Origin of the sequence: Polymorphobacter megasporae (genome assembly GCF_018982885.2) — a bacterium.
In the GTDB taxonomy this organism is placed as follows: Bacteria; Pseudomonadota; Alphaproteobacteria; order Sphingomonadales; family Sphingomonadaceae; genus Polymorphobacter_B; species Polymorphobacter_B megasporae.
In genome coordinates this window covers 160,547-182,955 of record NZ_CP081849.1, presented here as the reverse complement: position 1 = coordinate 182,955, position 22,409 = coordinate 160,547, and the positions used below count along the sequence as shown (strand labels likewise).

At 62.4% G+C, this 22,409-nt stretch carries 19 protein-coding genes and 2 pseudogenes; 15 read left to right on the top strand and 6 right to left on the bottom strand.

Annotated features, from left to right (window positions below; all coding sequences use genetic code 11):
* Positions 1-343 precede the first annotated feature (343 nt).
* Positions 344-1,165 carry a transglutaminase-like domain-containing protein gene (locus KTC28_RS19195; RefSeq protein WP_216711653.1) on the bottom strand — a complete coding sequence of 274 codons (822 nt, stop codon included), beginning with the start codon at positions 1,163-1,165 and terminating at the stop codon, positions 344-346.
* 416 nt (positions 1,166-1,581) lie between these two features.
* On the opposite strand from KTC28_RS19195, the gene KTC28_RS19190 reads away from it, so the two are divergent.
* A complete protein-coding gene (locus KTC28_RS19190) occupies positions 1,582-2,238 on the top strand; it encodes an alpha/beta hydrolase (RefSeq protein WP_255602577.1) in 657 nt (218 codons plus the stop codon).
* A 289-nt stretch (positions 2,239-2,527) separates the two neighbouring features.
* Here the strand turns inward: KTC28_RS19190 and KTC28_RS19185 are convergent, their stop codons facing one another.
* The gene (locus KTC28_RS19185; protein WP_216711652.1) at positions 2,528-2,836 is read right to left on the bottom strand and encodes a DUF3601 domain-containing protein; all 309 of its coding nucleotides are present in this window, start codon (positions 2,834-2,836) and stop codon (positions 2,528-2,530) included.
* Between the two features lie 286 nt (positions 2,837-3,122).
* Between KTC28_RS19185 and KTC28_RS19180 the strand changes: the two genes are divergently transcribed.
* Positions 3,123-4,109 (top strand): serine hydrolase domain-containing protein, encoded by a 987-nt coding sequence (locus KTC28_RS19180; protein ID WP_216711651.1) that lies wholly within the window; start codon positions 3,123-3,125, stop codon positions 4,107-4,109.
* Positions 4,110-4,455: 346 nt separating this feature from the next.
* Here the strand turns inward: KTC28_RS19180 and KTC28_RS19175 are convergent, their stop codons facing one another.
* The gene (locus KTC28_RS19175) at positions 4,456-4,950 is read right to left on the bottom strand and encodes a DUF2867 domain-containing protein (RefSeq protein ID WP_216711650.1); all 495 of its coding nucleotides are present in this window, start codon (positions 4,948-4,950) and stop codon (positions 4,456-4,458) included.
* 30 nt (positions 4,951-4,980) lie between these two features.
* The gene (locus KTC28_RS19170) at positions 4,981-5,268 is read right to left on the bottom strand and encodes a DUF1330 domain-containing protein (RefSeq protein WP_216711649.1); all 288 of its coding nucleotides are present in this window, start codon (positions 5,266-5,268) and stop codon (positions 4,981-4,983) included.
* 88 nt (positions 5,269-5,356) lie between these two features.
* On the opposite strand from KTC28_RS19170, the gene KTC28_RS19165 reads away from it, so the two are divergent.
* The 4 genes from KTC28_RS19165 (at position 5,357) to KTC28_RS19150 (ending at position 9,751) form a co-directional block, all read left to right on the top strand.
* On the top strand, positions 5,357-5,899 hold the full coding sequence (locus tag KTC28_RS19165; protein WP_216711648.1) for a TetR/AcrR family transcriptional regulator: 543 nt from the start codon (positions 5,357-5,359) through the stop codon (positions 5,897-5,899).
* Positions 5,900-6,348: 449 nt separating this feature from the next.
* Positions 6,349-7,140: an AraC family transcriptional regulator gene (locus KTC28_RS19160; protein ID WP_223132357.1), complete on the top strand. Its 792-nt coding sequence runs from the start codon at positions 6,349-6,351 to the stop codon at positions 7,138-7,140.
* Positions 7,141-7,282: 142 nt separating this feature from the next.
* Positions 7,283-7,807, top strand: a complete 525-nt coding sequence (locus tag KTC28_RS19155) for a GNAT family N-acetyltransferase (RefSeq protein ID WP_255602575.1) — start codon at positions 7,283-7,285, stop codon at positions 7,805-7,807.
* Positions 7,808-7,939: 132 nt separating this feature from the next.
* Positions 7,940-9,751 carry a retropepsin-like aspartic protease gene (locus tag KTC28_RS19150; protein ID WP_223132356.1) on the top strand — a complete coding sequence of 604 codons (1,812 nt, stop codon included), beginning with the start codon at positions 7,940-7,942 and terminating at the stop codon, positions 9,749-9,751.
* A gap of 584 nt (positions 9,752-10,335) precedes the next feature.
* On the opposite strand, the gene KTC28_RS19145 is transcribed toward KTC28_RS19150, so the two are convergent.
* Positions 10,336-10,986 (bottom strand): BON domain-containing protein, encoded by a 651-nt coding sequence (locus KTC28_RS19145; protein WP_216711680.1) that lies wholly within the window; start codon positions 10,984-10,986, stop codon positions 10,336-10,338.
* 272 nt (positions 10,987-11,258) lie between these two features.
* Here KTC28_RS19145 and KTC28_RS19140 point away from each other — a divergent pair, with 272 nt between their 5' ends.
* The 7 genes and pseudogenes from KTC28_RS19140 to KTC28_RS19115 form a co-directional block, all read left to right on the top strand.
* Positions 11,259-12,689 (top strand): cytochrome ubiquinol oxidase subunit I, encoded by a 1,431-nt coding sequence (locus KTC28_RS19140; protein ID WP_223132355.1) that lies wholly within the window; start codon positions 11,259-11,261, stop codon positions 12,687-12,689.
* Between the two features lie 3 nt (positions 12,690-12,692).
* Entirely contained in the window at positions 12,693-13,691 is a 999-nt protein-coding gene (gene cydB / locus KTC28_RS19135; protein WP_223132354.1) for a cytochrome d ubiquinol oxidase subunit II, read from the top strand.
* Positions 13,688-13,813 (top strand): hypothetical protein, encoded by a 126-nt coding sequence (locus tag KTC28_RS22970; protein WP_255602660.1) that lies wholly within the window; start codon positions 13,688-13,690, stop codon positions 13,811-13,813. Before cydB ends, KTC28_RS22970 begins: the two co-directional genes overlap by 4 nt.
* A gap of 435 nt (positions 13,814-14,248) precedes the next feature.
* Entirely contained in the window at positions 14,249-14,386 is a 138-nt protein-coding gene (locus tag KTC28_RS19130) for a hypothetical protein (protein WP_223132353.1), read from the top strand.
* Between the two features lie 62 nt (positions 14,387-14,448).
* Positions 14,449-15,711 carry an IS21 family transposase gene (istA, locus tag KTC28_RS19125; RefSeq protein ID WP_216711672.1) on the top strand — a complete coding sequence of 421 codons (1,263 nt, stop codon included), beginning with the start codon at positions 14,449-14,451 and terminating at the stop codon, positions 15,709-15,711.
* On the top strand, positions 15,708-16,568 hold the full coding sequence (gene istB, locus KTC28_RS19120; RefSeq protein ID WP_216711673.1) for an IS21-like element helper ATPase IstB: 861 nt from the start codon (positions 15,708-15,710) through the stop codon (positions 16,566-16,568). The genes istA and istB overlap by 4 nt, the downstream gene beginning before the upstream one ends.
* 75 nt (positions 16,569-16,643) lie before the next feature.
* Positions 16,644-17,764, top strand: a pseudogene (locus tag KTC28_RS19115) (IS3 family transposase); the annotation flags it as partial.
* Between the two features lie 154 nt (positions 17,765-17,918).
* On the opposite strand, the gene KTC28_RS19110 reads toward KTC28_RS19115, so the two are convergent.
* The gene (locus KTC28_RS19110) at positions 17,919-18,467 is read right to left on the bottom strand and encodes a hypothetical protein (RefSeq protein WP_216711038.1); all 549 of its coding nucleotides are present in this window, start codon (positions 18,465-18,467) and stop codon (positions 17,919-17,921) included.
* A gap of 226 nt (positions 18,468-18,693) precedes the next feature.
* Here KTC28_RS19110 and KTC28_RS19105 point away from each other — a divergent pair, with 226 nt between their 5' ends.
* Complete coding sequence (locus KTC28_RS19105; RefSeq protein WP_216711039.1) at positions 18,694-19,308, top strand: recombinase family protein; 615 nt, start codon at positions 18,694-18,696, stop codon at positions 19,306-19,308.
* A 7-nt stretch (positions 19,309-19,315) separates the two neighbouring features.
* A pseudogene (locus KTC28_RS19100) lies at positions 19,316-22,320 on the top strand (Tn3 family transposase).
* The last annotated feature ends 89 nt before the right edge of the window (positions 22,321-22,409 follow it).

The following is a 22,409-nucleotide window of genomic DNA, read 5'->3' as shown; positions in this document are numbered from 1 at the left end:
GTCGCAAGGCGCGCCCCTTTTTTTCATTGCTTAGTGGGTCTCGGTGAAATCGTGGCTCGACGAGATGTGGGCCCTCGCGGGCGAGAGCCGCGATCTCACCGCTTGGCGATCACGCATCCGCCCTTCGCGGTTCCGCGATAGCGCCAAGCTGCCACGAATGGAATATCGGACGCATTAGGGCCACGCTCGTTTTGCGAGTGACACTATGGCCGTCCTTGGGTCGTCGCCGCCGCGAAACAAGTTGGTAGAGAATAGCCGTTCTTGCCCTTACTCAATCTGGTCAGGCGCTAAAAAAGTAGGAAAACTTGCCGCTTCACGTGCGGAGAGGCGTTGCGGCTTTCGCTCACGTCAGCAGCCCTAGCCGGTCCTCGTCGGTGTAGACCTCGAACCGCGTGAGCGTTGCCAAGCCAAAGGTCGTGGTCAGCGCGACGTCGGTCGCGTCGCGGCCCCGCGCCATCAGGATGCGGCCCTTGCGCGGGCGATTATGGCGGGCGTCGAACGTGTACCACTCGCCGTCGAGATAGGCCTCAAACCACGCCGAGAAGTCCATGTCGCCGACGATTGCCGGCAGGTCCATGTCGCCCATGTACCCTGTGCAATAGCGCGCGGGGATGTTCATGCAGCGGCACAGGGTGATTGCAAGATGGGCAAAGTCGCGACAGACACCCTCGCGCTGCTGATGCGCGTCCCACGCCGACTTGCCAGGGTGCGCGGTCGCATAGTCGAAGCGAATCTGGTTGTGCACGTAATCGAGGATTGCCTGCACCCGCGCCCATCCCGGTGCGACGCTGCCGAACAGCAACCATGCCGTGTCCAACAGCCGGTCGGTTTCGCAGTAGCGGCTCGCGAGCAGATAGACGAGAACGTCATCGGGCAGTTCCTCGATTGCCGATTGCCCGGCATCGCGTTCGACGCGGTCGGGCTCGAACGGGTCCTCGATAACAAAGCCGCAATTAATCGTGATCCCTCCCGCCGGCATCGTCAGCCGCGTGCAAACGTTTCCGAAGCGGTCGACGTAGTCGTACACCGGCACATCTGGGGTCGACATGATCCGCTGCGCCGTCCGCAGGTCGCGATTGCGCGAGGCGTGGACGCTGAGGTTGGCCAGCATCGGCACTGGCTGTACGGCTTGAAAGGCGATCGTAAAGCCCGCCCGGATTAGCATGCAGATTCCCTTGGTTGCGACGATGACGCGCGTTGTAATCGAACGTGTACGTCAGCTCCGCGCCGCCGAGGGCATGAAAATGCGCGATCGCGAGGCGCCGGGTCTTGAGCGGGACAGACTAGGCCAGTTGATCGCTTCGGAGTAAACGAATGGCCGATGTTAGGGAGGCGGAAACTACTCGGGAACGTCGTCTCGCTTTCCGCTACCGGCTGCCCCGAAACGGCCAGTCCGGAATCGTTGCCATTCGACTTAAAGTCAGGTTGTGAGTGAATGTCCGGTTCGGGGAGCGGACAAGGGGTCCGAATGGCGAATTCAGCGTCAGCGTTTCCGTTGAATACCTTGTGTAGCACCGATACCGACGCCATCAACTGCGCTGTAGTGCTTTGCTACAAGCGGAGGTTCTCCTGATCAAGATCGTGAACGGCTCGAGCCTCCAGCCCTTGTCCGGCGCCACGCGCAGTATCGTACTGCTGCTGCACGGCTTCGGCTCGAACGGTGCCGACCTGATCTCGGTGGCGCCGCACTGGCAACGGCACTGCCCAGACGCTTTGTTCCTCGCGCCGAATGCGCCCCAGCGCTGCGGCCCAATGGCGGGCGGTTACCAATGGTGGCCGCTCTCCGCATTCAGCCCGCAAGCACTGGCGGCAGGCGCGACCTCGGCCGCGCCCGCGATCGACACGTTCATCGACCGGAAGCTCGACCAATATGGCCTTACTGAAGCCGATCTAGCGATCGTCGGCTTCAGCCAGGGGACGATGATGGCGCTCCACGTCGGGCTCAGGCGCGCCCGGCAGGTCGCCGCCATAGTCGGCTATTCCGGCATGCTTACTGGTGCGGCCGACCTCGCGCATCTGCCGATAACCAAGCCGCCCGTGCTGCTGATCCATGGATCGGCCGATCCGATCGTTCCGGTCGCCGCGCTCCACGCCGCCAAAGCCGATCTCGAGCGGGTTGGCATCGCCGTCTCGGAGCATGTCTCGCCTGCGCTCGGCCACAGCGTCGATCCGCAAGGGCTGAGGCTTGGCGGTGCGTTTGTGGCGAAAGCCTTCGCCGACCAGCGGGCGGAGCCGTAGCCTCAACCTCGGCCAGGCGACGTATTGCTTTACGACAACGAATGCGGTTCAGCCGCGCGAGCGCGCTGCCCCGACGGACGCTGTAGCAAGATGACTAGATGTCTGCTTTTGGGAAGGCCCCGCGCTGCCCTGAACGTCCACTTTTGGGTCGTCGGGGAGCGCGGAGTTAGCTGAACGAACGTCCGCTATCCTCATACGATCGCCCCAAAGCTGCTAGGCAGCAATCGACCAGTCGCCGCGCAAGGCGCCGTCGCTGACGGCAGGGCAGGGCAGGGCAGGGTTGGGGTGGTTATCTGCCGTTCACCGGTTGAACATAAGCGTCGAAATGGTCGAGTGTCTCGCCTTGTGCTTCGGTTCGCCATTGGAGACGGATATGCCATTCCCGCTCGCCATCGAGCGATACGAACAATGATTGCCCATCTTCATAAGGCAAGAACGCTGCTCCCAAAAAAGTCCAAGCCTCCCCAATGGGATGAACGTCGCCATCAAAATCAGCGAATGGCGCGGCGACAACATACCGTCCACCGACGATCATCGACCCGAACGAGTGCTTAGCGCCGTTGGCAGAACAGTGGCCGTGCTCAAATGGTCCAATCATCGCCAACCTATATGGACGAACCGTAATTTCCGAAAGTTGGGGCGGAAGCCGCTATCGGATCCGCGCTTGTCGAACGGCAGCTATGCCGCGTCTGATGCCAGAAAGCGGACAGGCTCCTACCGGCCCCGAGGCCGCCCAAGAACCTTAGCCGCGGCAGCGGCGACTGAGGGCTGGGGAACGGACAGGCAGCTTTCAGAATGTCGGAGGCGATCGCTGTCATTCCCAAAACGATGGATGATCGAGAATCTCTTTATCGTGGTGACATTGTCATGGAATAGCAGGAATCATGCTGGCAACCGCGACAATCGATGGAGAGAACGCCCCGACGATCGGAGGAACGGACGCGCCCGTACCTTGGTGGAGCTTCACCAAGACGGTGCTATCTGTTGCGGCGCTCAGCCTTGTCGATCGTGGCGCGCTGGACCTCGACGCCCCGATGGAGGAGCGCCCCTTCACGCTGCGGCAGCTCCTTCGGCATGAGGCCGGCCTACCCGACTATGGTTCGGTCAATCGCTACCATGAGGATGTAGCGGCCGGGAAGGCTCCATGGCCGGCTTCAAGGATGCTCGTCGCCGTGCAGGCGGATCGTCTGCGGTTCGTTCCTGGCACCGGTTGGGCCTACTCAAACATCGGCTACCTGATGGTGGCGAAGGCGATTGAAACGGGCTCGGGTCTGCCGCTCGCAGCGGCACTCTCCTCGTTGGTGTTCGATCCTTCCCGCCTCCAAACTGCCCGGCTCGCCATGTCGGCCAACGATTTGGTCGACGTGGAGATGGGCGGGGCGGCCGGCTATGATCCGGGATGGGTGTATCATGGGCTGGTAACTGGAACGGCGGCCGATGCAGCTCGCCTCCTTCATGCCTTGATGTCGGGCAAGCTGCTGCAACCATCGACGCTATCGGCCATGCTCGAAGGGCATCCGTTGCCGCAACATCGTAGCGAGGCGCATCCTGATCCGGCCTATGGGCTTGGCGTGATGCTCTCGGCTACCAACCCGCGACTTCATCCCATAGGTCACACGGGAGAAGGCCCCGGTAGTCGGATCGCCGTCTATGCGCTCGCTGATCGGATCGCGGCGGTTTGGACGGGCTTGCCTGCCGGCAATGATGCGGAGAAGATGGCTGCTCGCCTGCTCGCCTGCTCGCCTGCTCGCCTGACCGACCAAGTCCAGTTAGCCCGTTTCCGCAAACGAACGTACAGCGGGAAAGCCCTGCGCGGCAGTGGTCTCATCGTCGCCAAACGAGCCGCTTTCCCAAAATCTGTTCCCGATTAAGTTTCCCCGTGCCTGCCAGACATGGAAATACGGGAATCTGATGATGACTTGAACGGTAGGTTTCAGGATCGTGCGCAGGCAGACTGAACGACCTACCTTGAGGAGCGGAAGCTGCCGGCAGCGTCGTCTGTCGGCGAACGGCAGCTTTGCCGCAGTCACCACCTCAAAGCGGCCAGACGGCTTCCGGCCCCCCCTCGTGTCGGCGCCAGGCGCTGTCGCTGCCAGGGCCGGGTGGGGGTGGTGAATGGACAAGCAGCTTTTAGAGGGTAGGTAGCGATAGCTGCCATTCCCGGAAAGGGTGGTGAAAAGGGAAAGTGGCAGTGCCCGTCTACGTGACGGGTAGCATCTATTGGCCCGATCGAGTCTCAAGCTCTCTCACCGCACGTTCAAGGTTGGCTCGAACAATTATACGGTGAAACGGCGCGATGATCGTGAGGTAAGCCCGCCCGAGCCGGTTGTGGCAATGAACCACGGTCGCCGCTACCAACTCGCGATCACCCGTGTCAGTTACGCGCAGTCGAATTCCAGCCCGCAAATCCAGATGCCGGTCGTCTACGCCGATCACCAATTCGATTGGGGTAGTGGACAGCACGGGAAAATAGCCAATGACCGGTCCACGAGCTGCCGCCTCGGCCCCGATCGTGCTTGAGGATTTGACGCCCACACACTTCACCACCGTATCACTCACCCGCGTTAAAGCGCGTATCCACCCAGCCGGCCGCTCGAAGGCTATACGAGCTATGGTGTCGAGGTCGCAGCTTGTCATCGGCACGGTAATCGCGAAGGCGTCCAGTAGGTCCGCCCCATGGTAGAACGGCAATAGCACGCCATCGGCCGGCATCGGCACGGGCCTTCCGCCAATGGGCCATGCTCAAGAGTTGAAGGCGAACGCATCGCCAGCCGATGCTGCAAGCCGCGCTGCCCTGTAAGGCGCATAGTCCGGATCGGTGACGAATGCCTCGACCGCCTCCATTGAGGGAAAAGTCATCAGCGCGGCACGATCCGGATCGGGACCGGTGCCTTCGTAGCGTGTGACGCGATCCGAAACGGCGACGAATGCGCCGCCATGCGTTCGCATGATGCCGGGCACATTGGCTTGGTAGGCGTCGGCCCATGCAAGGTCGTGCGCCTTGATCGTGACGAACAGATATGCGGCCATTGATGGTGCTCCCCCGGAGGGCCTGCCGGTATCAGTATGTAGCACACGCTACATAGCATAAGTATGTAGCGTGTGCTACACCGGGAACATGAGCAGCCGGGAAGACCGTCGTGACGCCCTCCTCGATCGCATGGCAGACCATGTCTTGTTGGAAGGGCTAGCGGGAGCGACGCTCAGACCGCTTGCGGCCGCAGCCGAAACCAGCGACCGGATGCTGCTCTATTATTTCGCGGACAAGGACGAACTCGTCGCCGCCGTATTGGAGAAGATCGCAGCCCGCATCCTTGCCGATCTGAACGACATGATCGCACCCCGGCTTCCGTTCGGGACGTTGCTGCACGCTGTCTGGGCGGCGCTCGCTTCGCCCCAGCACCGGCCATACATGAGTATCTGGTACGACTTGGCGGCAGGGGCCGCACGAGGCTTAGAACCGCACCGCAAAGTCTCAGGGGTGATAGCCGATGGCTATCTTGCATGGATCGAAGGTCGATTGGCTCAAGACGCTCATAGCCTTACTCAAACAGCACCTCTGTTCCTAGCCGCGCTGCAAGGGTTGTACCTTCTCGACGCCATTGGCCGGCCTGACATAGCATCCGACGCCATGACTGCGCTTGCAAAGGAGTGCGCCTAACCACCGGGTGCTGGCTAGAACAGCCTTCCCAAAATTGAACGTACAGCAGGAAAGCCGCGAAGTGACGGTAGTTTCAGCATCGCCCAACGAGCCGCTTTCTCAAAATCTATTCTCGATTGAGTTTCCCCGAAATGGCCTGCCGGACATGGAAAAACGGGACTCTGATGAATGGCTCGAACGACAGGTTTCGGGATTGCGCAAAAACAGACTGAGCGATCGGGTTTGAGGGCGGCAGCTGCCAGCAAAATCGCCCGTCGGCGAATGTCAGCTTTTCCTAAGCTTGTTGCCGAAAGCCGCCAGTCCGGAACCGGCCCCGAAGTGCTGAAAGTGTTCACGTAGCACGGATCATAGCCGTCGCAAGCGTTCGCGGCGGGCCGACGATCGCCGCGTTAGCAGACTATCAAATTTTCGTACTTGCGTCTCCCTGCAAGCTGCGCATCATCCTCCAAATGAAAAGAGGATCATTCGCGATCCAGCGAGGCAGCGGCGGTCCCACGGCAGTCGAGGCGCATTCTGGACAGAGCTTCGACCGCCACACTCATGATGAGTACGGGATTGGCGTCATGCTCGCCGGTGCGCAGCGGTCGTGGAGTGGACGTGGAACCGTCGAAGCCATCGCCGGCGATGTTATCACTGTCAATCCAGGCGAGGTCCACGACGGCTCGCCGATCGGGGAAAGCCGTCGTTGGGCGATGCTCTACGTGGCACCCGGTCTGATGAAGACCATTGCTTTGGATATTTACAACGGCGATCGCGGAGACGTCGTATTTTCCAATCCTGTGGTGCGTGATAGTCGCGCCGCCGGGCGCTTTGCTGCGGCGTACGCTTCGATAACCGACAGGGAGGAGATAGATGCCGCTGATGAGCGCCTGACGTTGCTTATCGCGGGAATGATCGACTATTCGCCGCGCCCGATATCGGGCGTGTGTTCATCAACTGCGCGTGCCAAGGCCAGGATCGATGACGATCCGACCGGAGATCATCCATTGGACGCTCTGGCCCGAGAGGTCGGAACCGGCCGCTTTCAGATGTTGCGTGGTTTCGCTCGCCTCACGGGACTAACGCCGCACGCCTATGTCGTACAGCGCCGACTCGACCTCGCAAGATTGATGCTCCGGCAAGGTGTCGGACTGGCTGACGCGGCAATCGGCGCCGGGTTCGCAGACCAGAGCCACTTTCACCGGGCATTTACGCGGCGATACGGCCTTACGCCCGGTAAATTCGCGGCGGCAATGCGTTAAGCTGCTGCAATTTCGTTCAAGACCGCCGCTTTGTGCACCGGCATCAATCGTCCGCCATAGGAGACGATCGATGCGACCTCACGATGATCACGCTTCTGGGACTGTGGTCCCTCCGTTTATTCGACGATGCGACGAGAATGACGTGTCTGTCATTCTGGCGGTGATCAATGCCGCCGCCGATGCGTATCGCGGCGTTATCCCAGCCGACCGATGGCGCGAGCCGTACATGCCGGTTGAGGAACTTCGGATCGAGATGGCAGGCGGCGTTGTCTTCTCAGGGTATGTCCAAGACGGATCACTTGTGGGTGTCATGGGTATCCAGCAGGTACGCAACGTCTCCCTGATTCGTCACGCCTATGTTCGACCAGACGTGCAGGGGCGCGGAGTTGGCTCGAAGCTGATCGCTGATCTTCAAAGCGCTGGTGATCACCCCTGTCTGATCGGAACATGGGCAGCGGCGATCTGGGCAATTGAATTCTATAAACGACACGGTTTCAACCTCGTACCGCACGAAGCGATCGGACCCCTCCTGCGAGCGTATTGGAACGTTCCTGGTCGGCAAATCGACACGTCGGTCGTACTGGCGCTGCCGGCGCTTAGTGCAAGCGCTGCAAGCCAGTTGATCGCGGCCTCGCTAGACCTACGTTATGTCTTCGCAGCTCGATAAATCGCCCGATCAAATTGCCGTTTCGACAAAGATCGTAACAATTCTTCGGCAGCCGTCATCAAACAGCAATTGCCTTGTATTGCTATCCTAATACGGCGCGTCGTCGGCGAATGAGAAGTTAGAGGTGGTCCCATGTTGATAGCATTTGTCGCCTTGCTCCTTTCGCCTGTAAACGTCGATGCGTCGGTCGATCTTAGGACGATCATTGATCGTTACACCGTGTGGCGCGGTGGGATTGCTTTCGAACATCTGTCGTCAATCCGCGAGTCGAATACTCTCGACAGCGGTGGGCTTCACGGAACCGAGAAGATCCTCACTGCTCGCGACGGGCGCAGTCGCGTCGACCTCGATCTGGGGCCGTTGCAGCAGATCCAGGCGGTGACACCCGATGGCGCGTGGGAGGTCACCCCGGCCGCGCAAGTGCAGTCGATGGCCCTGATTGACACGCTGTCGTTGCGGCGCAGTGCAGCCCTCCAATTTGCCGATGCGTTGCGTGGTCGAGGTGGGGCTAAAGTCGAACTTGCTGCACCCACTACCGACAGCGGCCGCACCTGGGCCACCGTGCGGGTTACGTTCGGCGACGATGATATCTACGATGTTCTGGTCGATCCGGTATCCGGCGAACTTGGCGGCATTCGAGTGACGGCAGAGCGGCAGCTGCAGATTGAGCGGTTCAGCGACTGGCGGCCCGTCGACGGGGTTCGGATGCCATTTCTGAAAACAATCGAGGGGGCTGTGCCGAGCGACAACGAAACGCATCGCGTTATTACCATGAACATCAACGAGCCTGCGGGTCCGGGCAGCTTCACCAGACCATCCTTTATCAGGAAGACGGCGTTCACCGGCGGAGCATCATCGACTGGATGGCTGCACTTCGAGTTTTACGACGGCAACCGCATTTTCATCCCGGCGAGGATCAATGGTCATGACACACTAGCGCTTCTCGATAGTGGTGCGACAGTGTCTACGATCGACAACGACTATGCGAAGCAAATCGGGATCAGTGCCGCAGGGCGAGTTACCGCCGGGGGTACAGGCGGGCTTGATACTGCGGGGTTCGCAGGTGACGTCGATGTCGAAGTCGGCAACCTCAAGATCGCCGGATTGACCGTCGCCTCGCTCGACCTGAAGCCAATCGCCCGGCGAATCGGCCACCCAATGCCTTTCGTTCTCGGCGATGAACTGTTCAACGAGCTGGTTGTCGATATCGATTTCCCGCACCGTCTGATTGCGTTTCGCGACCCGACAGGCGTGGCGCCGCCACCAGGTGCCGCCACGGTCCCGCTGAGACGGCTCATCGGCAACCGATCGGTTCCGGTCAGCGTCGAAGACGCGCCGCCCGTCGAGTTTGAGTTCGACCTTGGCAACGGCTCGCCAATGGAGGTCTATCCAGCTTATTATCAACCACGCCAATTGCTCGCGGGCCGGAAGAGCTCCGAAGTGCTTGGTGGGGCGGTCGGTGGCTTCCACCCGGAAATTATAGCCACCCTCCGCCGCATCGAGTTTGCGGGCGTCACCTTTAATGATGTCCCGGCGAGTTTTACCCGTGACGTCGTTTCAGCATCGAACTCAAATCGCGTCGTGGGCAACCTTGGCCTTCCGGTCCTGGCAAGGTTCCGGTTGCTGATCGATTATCCACAGGACCGGCTTTACGCGGTGCCGCTGGCTGATGCCGGTTCGTCAGCCTTCCACAAGGACCGCCTTGGCTTGAGCATGTCGGGAGAGAACGGCGTGCTCATGGTGCAGTTCGTCTCGCCCGGTAGTCCGGCGCAGGCGGCAGGGTTCAAGGCTGGCGATCAAATCGCGGCATTGAACGGCGAAGCATCGGCGCTCTGGACGGACGAGCGAGTTGCATTGCTCCGCGATAATTCAGGCACCGCCCCGATCACATTCTTGATGATGGATGGCAGTACCCGACGGGTTATACCGAAAGCCTTTTATTAGTCGGCCTAAAACAGAAATTTCGCTGTAACCCGGCGCGTAAGAGTATCCGCCCCGAAGTCGGGCATTAGCCGGTACGGTTTCAGTAAGGAGCGGACTCTTGATCGTTCTGCTCACCGGGCCGCTGAATTAACGGCTGTTTTTCCGGGGCACGTGCCCAAACCGCCTGACCGCTTACGGCCCGGTCCAAGCCGAAGGGCCGCGGCTGAACGAATGTCCAGTTTTGGGAGGCTGCCGGGCGGCGCTGAACTTTAAGAATGGGCGCATCCAGCCCGGCCGCTATCGTGGCATGCCTGACACGGCTGGCCTGTCTGCACCGCGAAGCTGGGGACTTCAGCGGCCGGGGCGATCGTGAGGAGCTCTACGAGCGCTGCCGCGAGCATCGCAATCGTGAAATCGCGACGGTCAGCCTCCCGTTGATTCTCAATGTGATATCCCATCGAACAGCTGCGACAGATATGGCCGAGCGGCATGGGCGGCCGCAAAGCCGCCCACCAACAACATCACGATCATTGCGAGAACGATGCGGCCCATTGCTGTCCTGAAGTCATGGCCTCGCGCCGGTTTCCAACTCGGGGCCGAGGCGATCAAACGACGCGTATGTCGTTTTCGACCGAGGTCGCGCCCGGCGCTGCCCACGCGGTGGAGCCAGCAAGCATTCGGTCGTATGGGCTTTGTGCGGTGCCGGTCAGCTTCACCTTGCCGCCGTCGGCGGTTACCTGAATTGTTTCCGGATCGAAGAACCACGACCGGCCGAGTGCATGGTCAATGTCATCACGGATGTTTTCCGTATTGATCCGGGCTTTCAACGTAAGCTGATTGGATACGCCGACGACGCCCAACAGATAGCGGACATGCTCTTCGGCCGCCTCTTTCTGGAACTGCCATTCGACCTCGCCGGTCAGCGTGACGCGGCCCTTCTCGACCGTTGCCCTAACGTGGTCGTGTGGGACCTGGGTGTCCCACGCGAAGCGGTTGACGATGGCTGCCGCAATATCCCGGTCGTCGCGTTTGACCGAAAACGGCAAGTGCACCTCGAGCTCCTCGGCGACAGCCTTGACGCCCCTCACACGTCGCGTCGCGGTTTCCGCGGCATATTTCTCGGCAAATGAGTGGACATTGCCAGTGAGGGTGACGACACCGGATTTGGCCGTGACGCCGATGTTGCCAGCATCGAGCCGCGGCTCCCAACCGAGCTCGGTCTGGACTGTGTCGCGCAAAAGCGTGTCGCTCATCATCGCGTATCTCATGCATCGCTCGCCGTGAAGCGGCGGGCTGCGACGCGAGATTGCGCTTCAAGCGCGGGAGCGACAGGCTCGGATTCTACCCAGATGGTCCAGATTTACAGCGCGATACAAAACGCTGACGCAGGTTAGCGCCCCCTGCGCGATCAGTTGGCTGCGCATGAGTAGTTTCCGATGGCTGACGTCGCACCGCGAAGCGGCGCTTGTAAGTCTTTCAGATCGGCCGTTAGCCGCTTGGGAGAGCACTTTGAGGGCAGACGTCAGCAATGTTTGATAACGTCTCGGCGATCGACCTCGCGCGGGCGCAGTTCGCCTTCACCGTGTCGTTCCACTTCATCTTTCCGGCGCTGTCGATCGGGCTGGCGAGTTATCTCGCGGTGCTCGAGGGCCTGTGGCTGCGGACCGGCACCGAAGTCTATCTGACGCTGTTCAAATATTGGCTGAAGATCTTCGCCATCGCCTTCGGAATGGGCGTCGTTTCGGGCATCGTCATGGCGTACCAGTTCGGCACCAACTGGGCGGTGTTCTCCGATAAGGCGGGGCCGGTGATCGGGCCGCTGATGGCCTACGAAGTGCTGACCGCCTTCTTCCTCGAGGCCGGCTTCCTCGGCGTCATGCTGTTCGGCATGGAGCGAGTCGGACGCAAATTGCACTTCACCGCGACGCTCGCGGTCGCGGCCGGCACCTTCATCTCGGCGTTCTGGATCATCGTCGTCAATTCGTGGATGCAGACGCCGCAGGGCTATGGAGTCAACGCACATGGCCAATTCATCCCGCTCGACTGGTGGGTGGTGATCTTCAACCCGTCGATGCCGTACCGATTGGTGCACACCGTCCTCGGGGCCTATCTGACTGTCGCCTTCGTCGTCGGCGGGGTCGGCGCATGGCACCTGCTGCGCGAGCGCCATCACCGCGAAGGTCCGAGCGAAAGCACCCGCGTCATGTTCTCGATGGCGATGTGGATGGCGGCGATCGTCGCGCCGCTGCAGATCGTCGCCGGCCACACCCAGGGCGAGAACACGCTCGCCTACCAGCCGGCAAAGATCGCCGCGATGGAAGGCGACTACCGCAGTTATCCGCACGGCGCGCCGCTGACGCTGTTCGGCATTCCGGATCAGGCAAACGGCGTCATGCGCCACGCGGTCGAGATTCCCCTGCTCGGCTCACTGGTCCTGAAGAACGACCTGCATGCCCCGATCGCCGGTCTCGACGCCTTTCCGCGCCGCGATTGGGCCCCGGTCAACATCGTTTTCTGGACGTTTCGCATCATGGTCGCCATCGGCGTCGGCATGGCCGCGCTCGGGCTGTGGAGCCTCGTCGCGCGGGCGACGGGCAATCTCTACGGCTGGCCGTGGATGCACCGCTTCGCCGTGCTGATGGGGCCGACCGGCTTCGTCGCGGTGATCGCCGGCTGGGCGACGACCGAAAGCGGGCGGCAGCCGTTCACCGTCTTCCACCTGCTGCGGACGGCGCAGTCGGTGTCGCCGCTGCAAGCGCCGGCGGTGGCGTCGTCGTTGATCGCCTTCGTTCTCGTCTATTTCGCAGTGTTCGGCACCGGCACATGGTTCATTCTCAAGCTGATGGGGCACTCACCGCATCCGGGCGAGAGCGGACCGTCTCGCGGCGACGTTACCCGTACTGCCGGCATCACGCCGGCCCCTCAGCTCGATCCCTCGATCCTGAGCCCGGCAGAATAGGTCATGAACATCGACCTCACCATCGTCTGGGCCGGCATCATCGCGTTCGCGGTGTTCGCCTACGTCATCATGGACGGCTTCGACCTTGGCATCGGCATTCTGTTCCCGTGGATCGCCAGGGGCGAGGCGCGCAACGCAGCGATCAACTCGGTCGCCCCGGTTTGGGACGGCAACGAGACGTGGCTGGTGCTCGGCGGCGGCGGACTGCTCGCAGCGTTCCCGCTCGCCTATGCGGTAATCATGCCGGCCGTCTATGTGCCAATTATCGCGATGCTGCTCGGGCTGGTGTTCCGCGGTGTCGCGTTCGAGTTCCGTGCGCGCACCGGCCGACTGTGGATCTGGGACGCGGCGTTTGCCTTCGGCTCGACGGTGGCGGCGCTGGCACAGGGTATCACGCTGGGCGCGATCCTGCAGGGAATCACCGTTCACGGCCGCAGTTACGGCGGCGGCTGGTGGGACTGGCTGACGCCGTTCAGCCTGCTGACGGGTATCGCGGTCGTCATCGGCTACGGTCTGCTTGGCACGTGCTGGTTGATCTATCGGACGGAAGGAGCGTTGCAGGAGCGGTGCTACCGGCTCGCGCCGTGGCTCGGCGGAGCGACGCTGGCAGCGGTCGTCGCCGTCAGCGCGGCGACGCCGTTCCTCAGCTACAACTATTACGATCGCTGGCTGCGCGCACCGGGCATCTACCTGACCGCGCCCGTCCCGATCCTCGTCGGCGTTGCCGCGCTGCTGTTCGTCCGCAGCCTGTCGCGGCGGGCCGAGCTCGTCCCGTTCCTGCTCGCGCTCGGCGTCTTCCTGCTCAGTTTCGTCGGGCTCGGCATCAGCATGTTCCCGTATCTGGTACCGCCGTCGATCACCATCTGGGACGCCGCCGCACCACCGGCGAGCCAGATCTTCATGCTGGTGGGCGTCGGTATCATGGTTCCGGTCATCCTTGCGTACACCGGCTATGCCTACTGGGTGTTTCGCGGCAAGGTCGGCGACGAAGGGTACCATTGAGGACGCTGGTTTTGCCACCGGGACTGAAGTGCTGGCTGTGGTTCGTCGGCTTGTGGGCGGCGGGCGTCGCGACGGTCGGTGTCGTCTCGCTGATCCTGCGCGCCTGGATCGGGCACGGGTGAGCGATAACGAAAAGCAGCCTCTCGCCGGCCAATATCCAACGGACGCCTGTCTACCCTTCAGACCTCTCATCATGGAGTCCTTCGAGTAAGACGGCGGTCAGGACGCACGTGATTTGCGAGGGCTGGCAGTCGCTTTAGCCGCTTCTCCCTGGAGGGCTTCCGTACATTTTTGGGACATCAGTATACGGTAGCGCCAAGTCGTTGATATACGGTAGGTTTAACAAACAACTAAGTCTAAAACCCGGCTGATCGAGGTCGCCGCGCTCGCGCGGAAGCGTTTTCACAACCCTATTTAATCAAAACTGTGAAAGGTGAGGAATTTTTGGAAGTCTACCGTATATCGGTGATCTAACAATTCACTGCTGCGGTGTTGACGTGACCCCCGTTTTTTCCTCCATCTGGAGCTAGAGTCCGACCCATTGGAGGGACGGACAGATGAAGCGGAAGCAGTTTTCGGAAGAGCAGATCATCGGCATCCTGAAGGAGGTGTCATCGGTCCTGCAATTCTCCGCAAAAGTGGGCTTTGAAAATTCCCTGATTGGCATTCCTTTCGGTTCATTCCGGCGGGGCTAGCCCCGCCGGAATGAACCGAGCCGCCATCGATGCCAGTTCCTCCGTGGAGACGGGAGGCGGCGATGGTTCGACTTGGAGAGCTGATGATGATCCTTGAGCTGCATCGACAGGGCGTGTCGATTACCGCGATTGCCCGGCGGACCGGGCGCGACCCCAAGACCGTGCGCAAGTATATCGAGCGCGGGATCGAGGCGCCGGCTTACGGGCCGCGCTCGGTCGGGCGCCCGAGCAAGCTGGGCTCGTTCATGGACTTCCTGCGCGAGCGGGTGATGGCCTTTCCCGATCTCAGCGCCGCCCGGCTGACGCGCGAGATCCGGGAGCTCGGCTACGCCGGCGCCTACACCGCGGTGAAGCGCTATCTCGCTGCGATCCGGCCGGCGAACGGACCCAAGCCGTACGAGGTGCGCTTCGAGACCCCGGCGGGGGTACAGGCGCAGGTCGACTTTGCCCGCTTCGTCGTCGACTTCACCGACGATCCCGGCACCAGCCGCATCGTCTGGCTGTTCAGCCTGGTGCTCGGCCACTCGCGCTTCATCTTCGCGCGGTACGTCATGCACCAGGATCTGCAGACGCTGCTGCGCTGTCACATGCAGGCGTTTGCTGCGCTCGGCGGGACGCCGATCGAGATCCTTTACGACCGCATGAAGACTGCGGTCACCGGCGAGGATGATGCCGGCCACATCGTCTACAACCGCTCTCTGCTGGCGCTCGCCGGGCATTATCGCTTCCAGCCCCGCGCCTGCCGGCCGTATCGGGCGAAGACCAAGGGTAAGGTCGAGCGGCCGTTCAGCTACATCCGGCAGGACTTCTTCCTTGGCCGCCGCTTCCGCGACCTCGACGATCTCAACCTCCAGCTGGCCGACTGGCTCGCCACCGTCGCCAACGTCCGCGTCCACGGCACGACCCAGCGTGTCGTGGCCGAGGCGTTCGCTGCCGAGCAGCCCGAGCTGCAGACGTTGCCCGTTCACCGCTTCGATGCCGTGCTCAAGCTCGAGCGCCGCGTCAGCCACGACGGCTTCGTCGCCGTCGGCGGCAACTTCTATAGCGTCCCCGATCGCACCCGGCGGGTGGTCGAGGTCCAGCAACTGCCCGATCTGGTCCGCATCCTCGAGCTCGGCCGTGTCATCGCCGAGCACCCGGTTCTTGAAGGCCGCAAGCAGTATCGCATCGACCGCAGTCATCGCACCGGCGGCAGCGGCGCCGCCCGCCGTACCGGTGTTGCTGCGGGTATCACGCTCGGCCGGCTCGGTGATCATGTGCCCCTGCGCTCGCTCGCCGTCTACCAGGCGATCGGCAGCCAGCTCGCCGCGGGAGGTCGGCCATGACCCTGCTCGCCGCCTCGGGACGCGTCGACAACATCCGCCGCAGCCTCGTCGGTCTGAAGATGCCCCGCGCGCTCGAGATGCTAGACGCGACGCTGCGCCGGATCGAGCAGGGCCAGATCGACGGCATCGAAGCGCTCGACGAGCTTCTGCTCGAGGAGCTGTCGCTGCGGGAGAACCGCCGGATCAAGGCGGCGCTGCGGATGGCGCGGCTGCCGGTGGTCAAGACGCTCGCCGGCTTCGACTTCTCGTTCCAGCCATCGCTCGACCGCAACCGCATCATGGCGCTCGCCGGGCTCGACTTCATCCCGCGTGCTGAGGTCGTCCACCTGCTCGGGCCACCGGGCACCGGCAAAAGCCATCTCGCCACCGCGCTTGCCGTCGAGGCAGTACGCGCCGGCAGACTCGTCTACTTCATCCCGCTCGCCGACCTCGTCGCTCAGCTCGCCAAGGCCGAGCGCGAAGGCACCCTGCGCGAGCGCATCCGCTTCCTGTGCCGGGCGTCGCTGCTCGTCGTCGACGAGATCGGCTACCTGCCGGTGACGCCCGGCGGCGGCAACCTGTTCTTCCAGCTGGTCAACGCGCGCTACGAAAAGGGCGCGATGATCCTCACCTCGAACCGAGGCTTCGCCGAATGGGGCGACATCTTCGGCAGCCCGGTCGTCGCCACAGCACTCCTCGACCGGCTCCTGCATCACGCCGTCGTCATCCAGATCGAGGGCTCGAGCTACCGCATGCGCGAGCATGCCGCTCTCATCCCCGAGAACCTGCGCGCCAGCCATCTCGCCAACCTGCCCGCCGAGCCCAGGCGACGCGGACGCCCGCCAAAAAAGGATCGTGACGATCACCAACCCGGTTGATCACCGAAACCTAACCCGCCGCCGACCTAGGGAATTTTAAACGCCCACAATTAGGGAAACTTCGGTGCCCGTTGACAGGAGGCTGAGGCAGGCGCGGTGGTGACGGAGCTTTGCCGCAGGCACGCGATGTCGAGCGCGACCTATTATGCGTGGAAGGCGAAGCTCGGTGGCCTCGAGGTGTCCGACGCGAAGCGGCTGCGGGCGCTCGAGGAGGAGAACGGCAAGCTGAAGCGGCTGCTGGCAGACACGATGCTCGACAACGCGGGGTTGAAGGATCTGCTGTCAAAAAAATGGTAGCGCCCGCCGCGAAGCGGGAGGCGGTCGCGCACCTCCAGACGACGTTGGGGATGAGCGAGCGGCGGGCGTGCATGGTCGTCGGGGCGGATCGCAAGAGCATGCGGTATCGCTCGTGCCGGGCCGATGATAGCGACCTGCGGTCGCGGCTGCATGAGCTGGCGCAGCAGCGTCGGCGGTTCGGCTACCGGCGGCTGCACATTCTGCTCCGCCGCGACGGCATCACCATCAACCGCAAGAAGACCCAGCGCCTATACCGCGAGGAGGGCCTGACCGTGCGTCGCCGCAAAGGACGTAGGCGCGCCGTTGGCGCGCGGGCACCTGCGCCCGTGATAGCGCTGCCCAACCAGCGCTGGAGCCTCGACTTCGTGCATGACCAGCTTGCCACCGGGCGCCGGTTCAGGGTGCTCAACATCGTCGACGACGTGACGCGGGAGTGTCTGGCCGCGGTGGTCGATACATCGATTTCGGGCCGACGGGTGGTCCGCGAGCTGACCGATCTGATTGCAAGGCGCGGCGCACCCAAGATGATCGTCAGCGATAATGGCACTGAGCTGACGTCGAACGCGGTGCTGGCCTGGTGTGGCGACGTCGGCATCGACTGGCACTACATCGCGCCGGGCAAGCCGACGCAGAACGGGTTCGTCGAGAGCTTCAATGGTCGCATGCGCGACGAGTTGCTCAACGAGACGCTGTTCTTCACGATCGGCCAGGCCCGAGCGATCCTTGCCCGCTGGGTCGACGATTACAACACCGAGCGGCCGCACTCCTCGCTCGGTTACGCCACCCCGGCGGCGTTCGCCGCCGGCCTCGAAAAGCAACGGGCGGGGTTAACCCCGCCCGTTGCTTCGCCCGCGCTCGTGCGCGACAACACCAACCGGTCTCTGGTTGCCGCTGGATGAAAGCCGGGGGTCACGTCAGATCCTACATGCCAGATGACGAAGCGAGCTGAACGGATAACCGCTTTCAGGCAAGGGTCCGATGTCACTCAACGGCCAGGGTTGTGCGCGAACGATCTGGCGGCCTTCAGATGGCGATACTACAAGGCTCCAAGGCTCAGCCGTCAGTCATTTTGAATGCCGGGTCGCAGGCGCGTTCGACGGCGTCGGACCAAAATGAAATGCGGCGGAGTTTTCCTACTAAGCGAAAATCGCTGGCTCGGTGAAGGTCCAGTCCATCATTCTCTAGGAAATTCTCTAGGTCATACCCGTAGTAGATGATGTCCCCTCCCATGACAGAGAATATGGGGTTGCCGCGATCATGAGGTTCTTCGGGAATAAATCGGTTCCCGCACAATGGGATTAGCTTAGGAGCTTCGTTAGCCATCCTCTGAACAATCCTGCTCTGCTCCGCCTTACTCCGTGGTCGTTCGCCCCATTCGGGCCACCAAGTGGAATTATAACGGGCATCGTTAACCATGCCTTGGATTGGCTTTGCAAGCATTTCGTCAATTTTGTGCCCGTCCAAAAGCCAGTCGTACCACTTTGACGGACGGCGACTTCTAAATAGGTCAGATAAGTCGGGAGGGAAACGGAGACCAAATCGCTCTTGAGCAAGAGTTAGTTCTGCCTCGGAGTAGCCCGGTCCCTGTTCCCGCTCGGTCATCATCGGCTCCAATGCTCCATGTCGGCCCCTGGTACTAAGTTGGCACAGGCGTCACTAGGGTGGAAGCTGCCGATCTTCCCCTCCAACAAACCGCCGTTTGTTGTGACGTCCGCGATCGTCGGTCGGAGCGGCCAAACGGGTGTTATTTTTTATATCAACCCGTCCAGAAACCTGTAGCCGGTAAACCCCTCTCACTGTAGATTCTGTGGGGAGGCAAAAACTGGCGATGCTGATCGGGTACATGCGGGTGTCGACGGGGGAGCAGAGCCTCGACCTTCAACGCGACGCGCTGAAGCGCGCGGGATGCGAACGGGTGTACGAAGACGTCTGCTCAGGCCGCGCCACCGATCGTCCGGGCCTGGCCCAGGCAGTTGAGGTCGCTCGTGACGGCGATGCCCTGGCCGTGTGGAAGCTAGACCGCATCGGCCGTTCGTTGCCGCACGTCGTAGGACTGGTCGGCGATCTGCAGAAGCGCGGCGTCGGGCTGAAAGTGCTGACCGGCGACGTCGACACCACCACCGCGACCGGCCGCCTGGTGTTTGGCATCTTTGCGACCTTGGCCGAGTTCGAGCGCGATCTCATTCACGAGCGGACGATGGCGGGTCTTGCGGCTGCTCGCGCCCGCGGTCGCGCTGGAGGGCGCCCGCGTGTCATGACAAAGCAGAAGCTAAAGGCCGCGATGGCAATGATGGCCGATCGCGACAACGCCGCGCGCGATGTCGCCAAGCAACTCGGTGTCTCGGTGTCGACGCTCTACGCCTATGTCGATGCCAAAGGGCAGCCGCGCGACCTCGCCGGTCCGCTGTTGGGCAAGCGCACCAAGTCCACGCGCGCAATTTAGCCGATCGATGCCGGTCGGCTTTCTCTCCGACGAGCAGGCAAGCCGATATGGGCGCTTCCTGGGCGATCCGACGGCAGAACAATTGGCGCGGCATTTTCACCTCGACGACGCCGACCGCGCCTTCGTCGGCGAACATCGCGGCGACCACAACCGTCTTGGAGTTGCAGTCCAGCTCGGCTCGATCCGCTTGCTCGGCACCTTCCTCGAAGACCCGGGGCTAACGCCGGCATCGGTCGTCCGCTTCTCCGGCGACCAGTTGGCTATCACGGGTTCGGCCGAGTTGATGGCGACCTATGTCGCGAGTGCCGGACGCTGGCGCCATGGCCCGCGCATTCGCGAACGCTATGGCTATCGCCTCCTGACCGATTTCGGCGTCACCTTCCGGCTTCATCGCTTTTTGTACGCGCTGTGCTGGACCGGCACCGACCGACCTTCGACTTTGTTCGAGCGGGCGGTCGCCTGGTTGCAGGCTGCCAAGGTCATTCTGCCGGGCATCTCGGTGCTCGAACGTGCTGTTGCCAGGGTGAGAGCCCGGATGCACAATAATCTGCATCGACGCCTGACCGAAACGCTCACGGTCGAGCAACGCGAGCGGCTCGACGGCCTGGTTACCGTGCCGGCGAACGAACGCCAGAGCCCGCTCGATCGGCTGCGTGACGGGCCTTACGTACAAAGCGGTCCGGAAATCAGCCGCGCTATTGCCCGCCTTGCTGAAATCCGCGCTCTTGCAGATGGCCTTCCAGAACTCGACCGCGTGCCGCCGGCTAAGGCAGCGGCGCTCGCGCGGTTCGCATCGGCGGCGCGTGCCCAAGCGGTATCGCGCCTGCCAGATGATCGCCGCGCTTCGACGCTGGTCGCGTTCACCCGCACGCTGGAAGCGAGCGCCGGCGACGACGTCATCGACCTGTTTGATGCAGTATCGACGACGATGTTTGCTCGCGCCCAGGCCGTGTCACGAGAAGCGCGCATGCGGTCGCTCAGGGATCTCGATGCCGCCGCGCTCAAACTTCGCGCTGTCGGCAAGGTGCTGCTGGACGAAACCACCGTCGACGCCAATGTACGTTCTGTCGTCTTCGCAGTGGTCGACCCTGAGGCGCTCGCTGCCGCGATCGAACGCATCGGCGCTCTCGCGCAGCCTGTCGACGACATCTACTTCGTCGAGCTTCGCCAACATCAGCGCAGGATTAGCTACCTTCCTAAATTGCTGGCTGGCCTCGAACTAGACGCGGCGCCGGCGGGCAAGCCTTTGCTCGATGCCATCGAGTTCTTGAGGGTCGTTCACGCCGGCGGCAAGCGTCCAGGGCCGCCACCGACTGCCTTTGCTCCGAAGAGCTGGGCGAGACAGCTGCGGAAGGAGGACGGCACACTCGATCTGATCGGCTATCGGCTCTGCATTCTCGACCGGTTGCGTCACGCAATCCGGCGGCGCGACATCTTTCCGTTGCGATCGCTGCGCTATGCCGATCCGCGCAAAGGCCTGCTTTCAGGCGCCGCATGGGAAGCCGCAAGACCGGTTGTCTGCCGGACCGTCGGGGTGTCGGCATCATCCGATGATGAGCTCGACGCCCTTTCGCGGCGGCTCGATCTTGCCTACCGCGAGACCGAAGCACGCCTGCCAGCCAACGCAGCGGTGACGATCGTGCGGTCCGAGCAAGGCGCGGACCTCTCCCTCGAATCCCTGGACAAGATCGACGATCCGCCAAGCCTGATCGCTCTGCGTGCCGCGGTAGATGCACTACTGCCACGGCTCGATTTGCCGGAACTCATCCTGGAGGTTCATGCGCGCACGGACTTTGCAGCAGCCTTCACGCATGCGAGCGAAGGGGCCGCTCGGGCCGAGGACGTCGCCACCACGATCTGCGCGGTGCTCGTCGCCGAAGCGACCAATACCGGCTTCGAGCCTCTCGTCCGATTGGACGCGCCCGAACTGCGCCGGTCGCGACTGAGCTGGGTCAAGCAGAACTTCCTGCGCGCCGACACCCTGACCGCCGCAAACGCCATGCTCGTCGCCGCCCAGAATGCGATCCCACTGGCCCATGCATGGGGCGGGGGCGAAGTGGCGTCCGCCGATGGGCTGCGCTTCACTGTGCCCGTGCGCACGATCCATTCGGGGCCGAACCCGCATTATTTTGGCCAGAAGCGGGGCGTGACCTGGTACAATCTCGCCTCCGATCAGTTCACCGGGCTCAATGCGGTAACGGTGCCAGGCACGTTGCGCGACAGCCTCCATTTGCTCGCCGTCGTGCTCGAGCAGGAAACCGAACTCACGCCGACCGAGATCATGACCGATACCGCCGGCTATACCGACACGGTCTTCGGCATCTTCCATCTCCTCGGCTACCAGTTCAGCCCTCGCCTTGCCGACATCGGCGGTGCCAGGTTCTGGCGCATCGATGGCAAAGCCGATTACGGCGCGCTCGACGAACTCGCCGCGCACCGGATCAACATCAAGCTTATTGCCGAACACTGGGACGACCTGTTGCGCCTTGCCGGCTCGCTGAAGCTGGGCGTCGTCCGCGCCGCTGGGATTACCCGCACGCTGCAGACCAACGATCGTCCGACCAAGTTGGCTCGGGCGCTTCAGGAACTGGGCCGCCTCGCCAAGACGCTTTATATGTTGCGCTTCATCGACGACGAGAGTTACCGCCGCCGCATCCTGATTCAACTTAATCGCGGCGAAGGTCGCCACCAGCTGGCGCGGATTATCTTCCACGGCAAGCGTGGTGAATTGCGGCAGCGCTATCGCGAGGTCAGGAAGATCAGCTTGGTGCGCTCGGCCTCGTCGTCAATCTCGTCGTCTTGTGGAACACGATCTACATGGACGCGGCGCTGGAGCGCCTCCGCGCCGAAGGCTTCGACGTCCGGCCCGAAGATGTCGCCCGGCTGTCCCCGCTCGGCTTTAAGCATATTAATATGCTCGGCCGGTACGCCTTCACGTTGCCGGAAACCGTCGCGCGCGGCGAACTCAGGCCGCTCCGCGATCCAAACGCCGTGGGCATCGACGACGCGTGACCGACCTTGTGTAGGTTTTCTGTTCCACTGCTACTCAGACCCCAGGTACGACCTGCGGCTGCGCGCACCGACGGTCGAAACGGATCGCG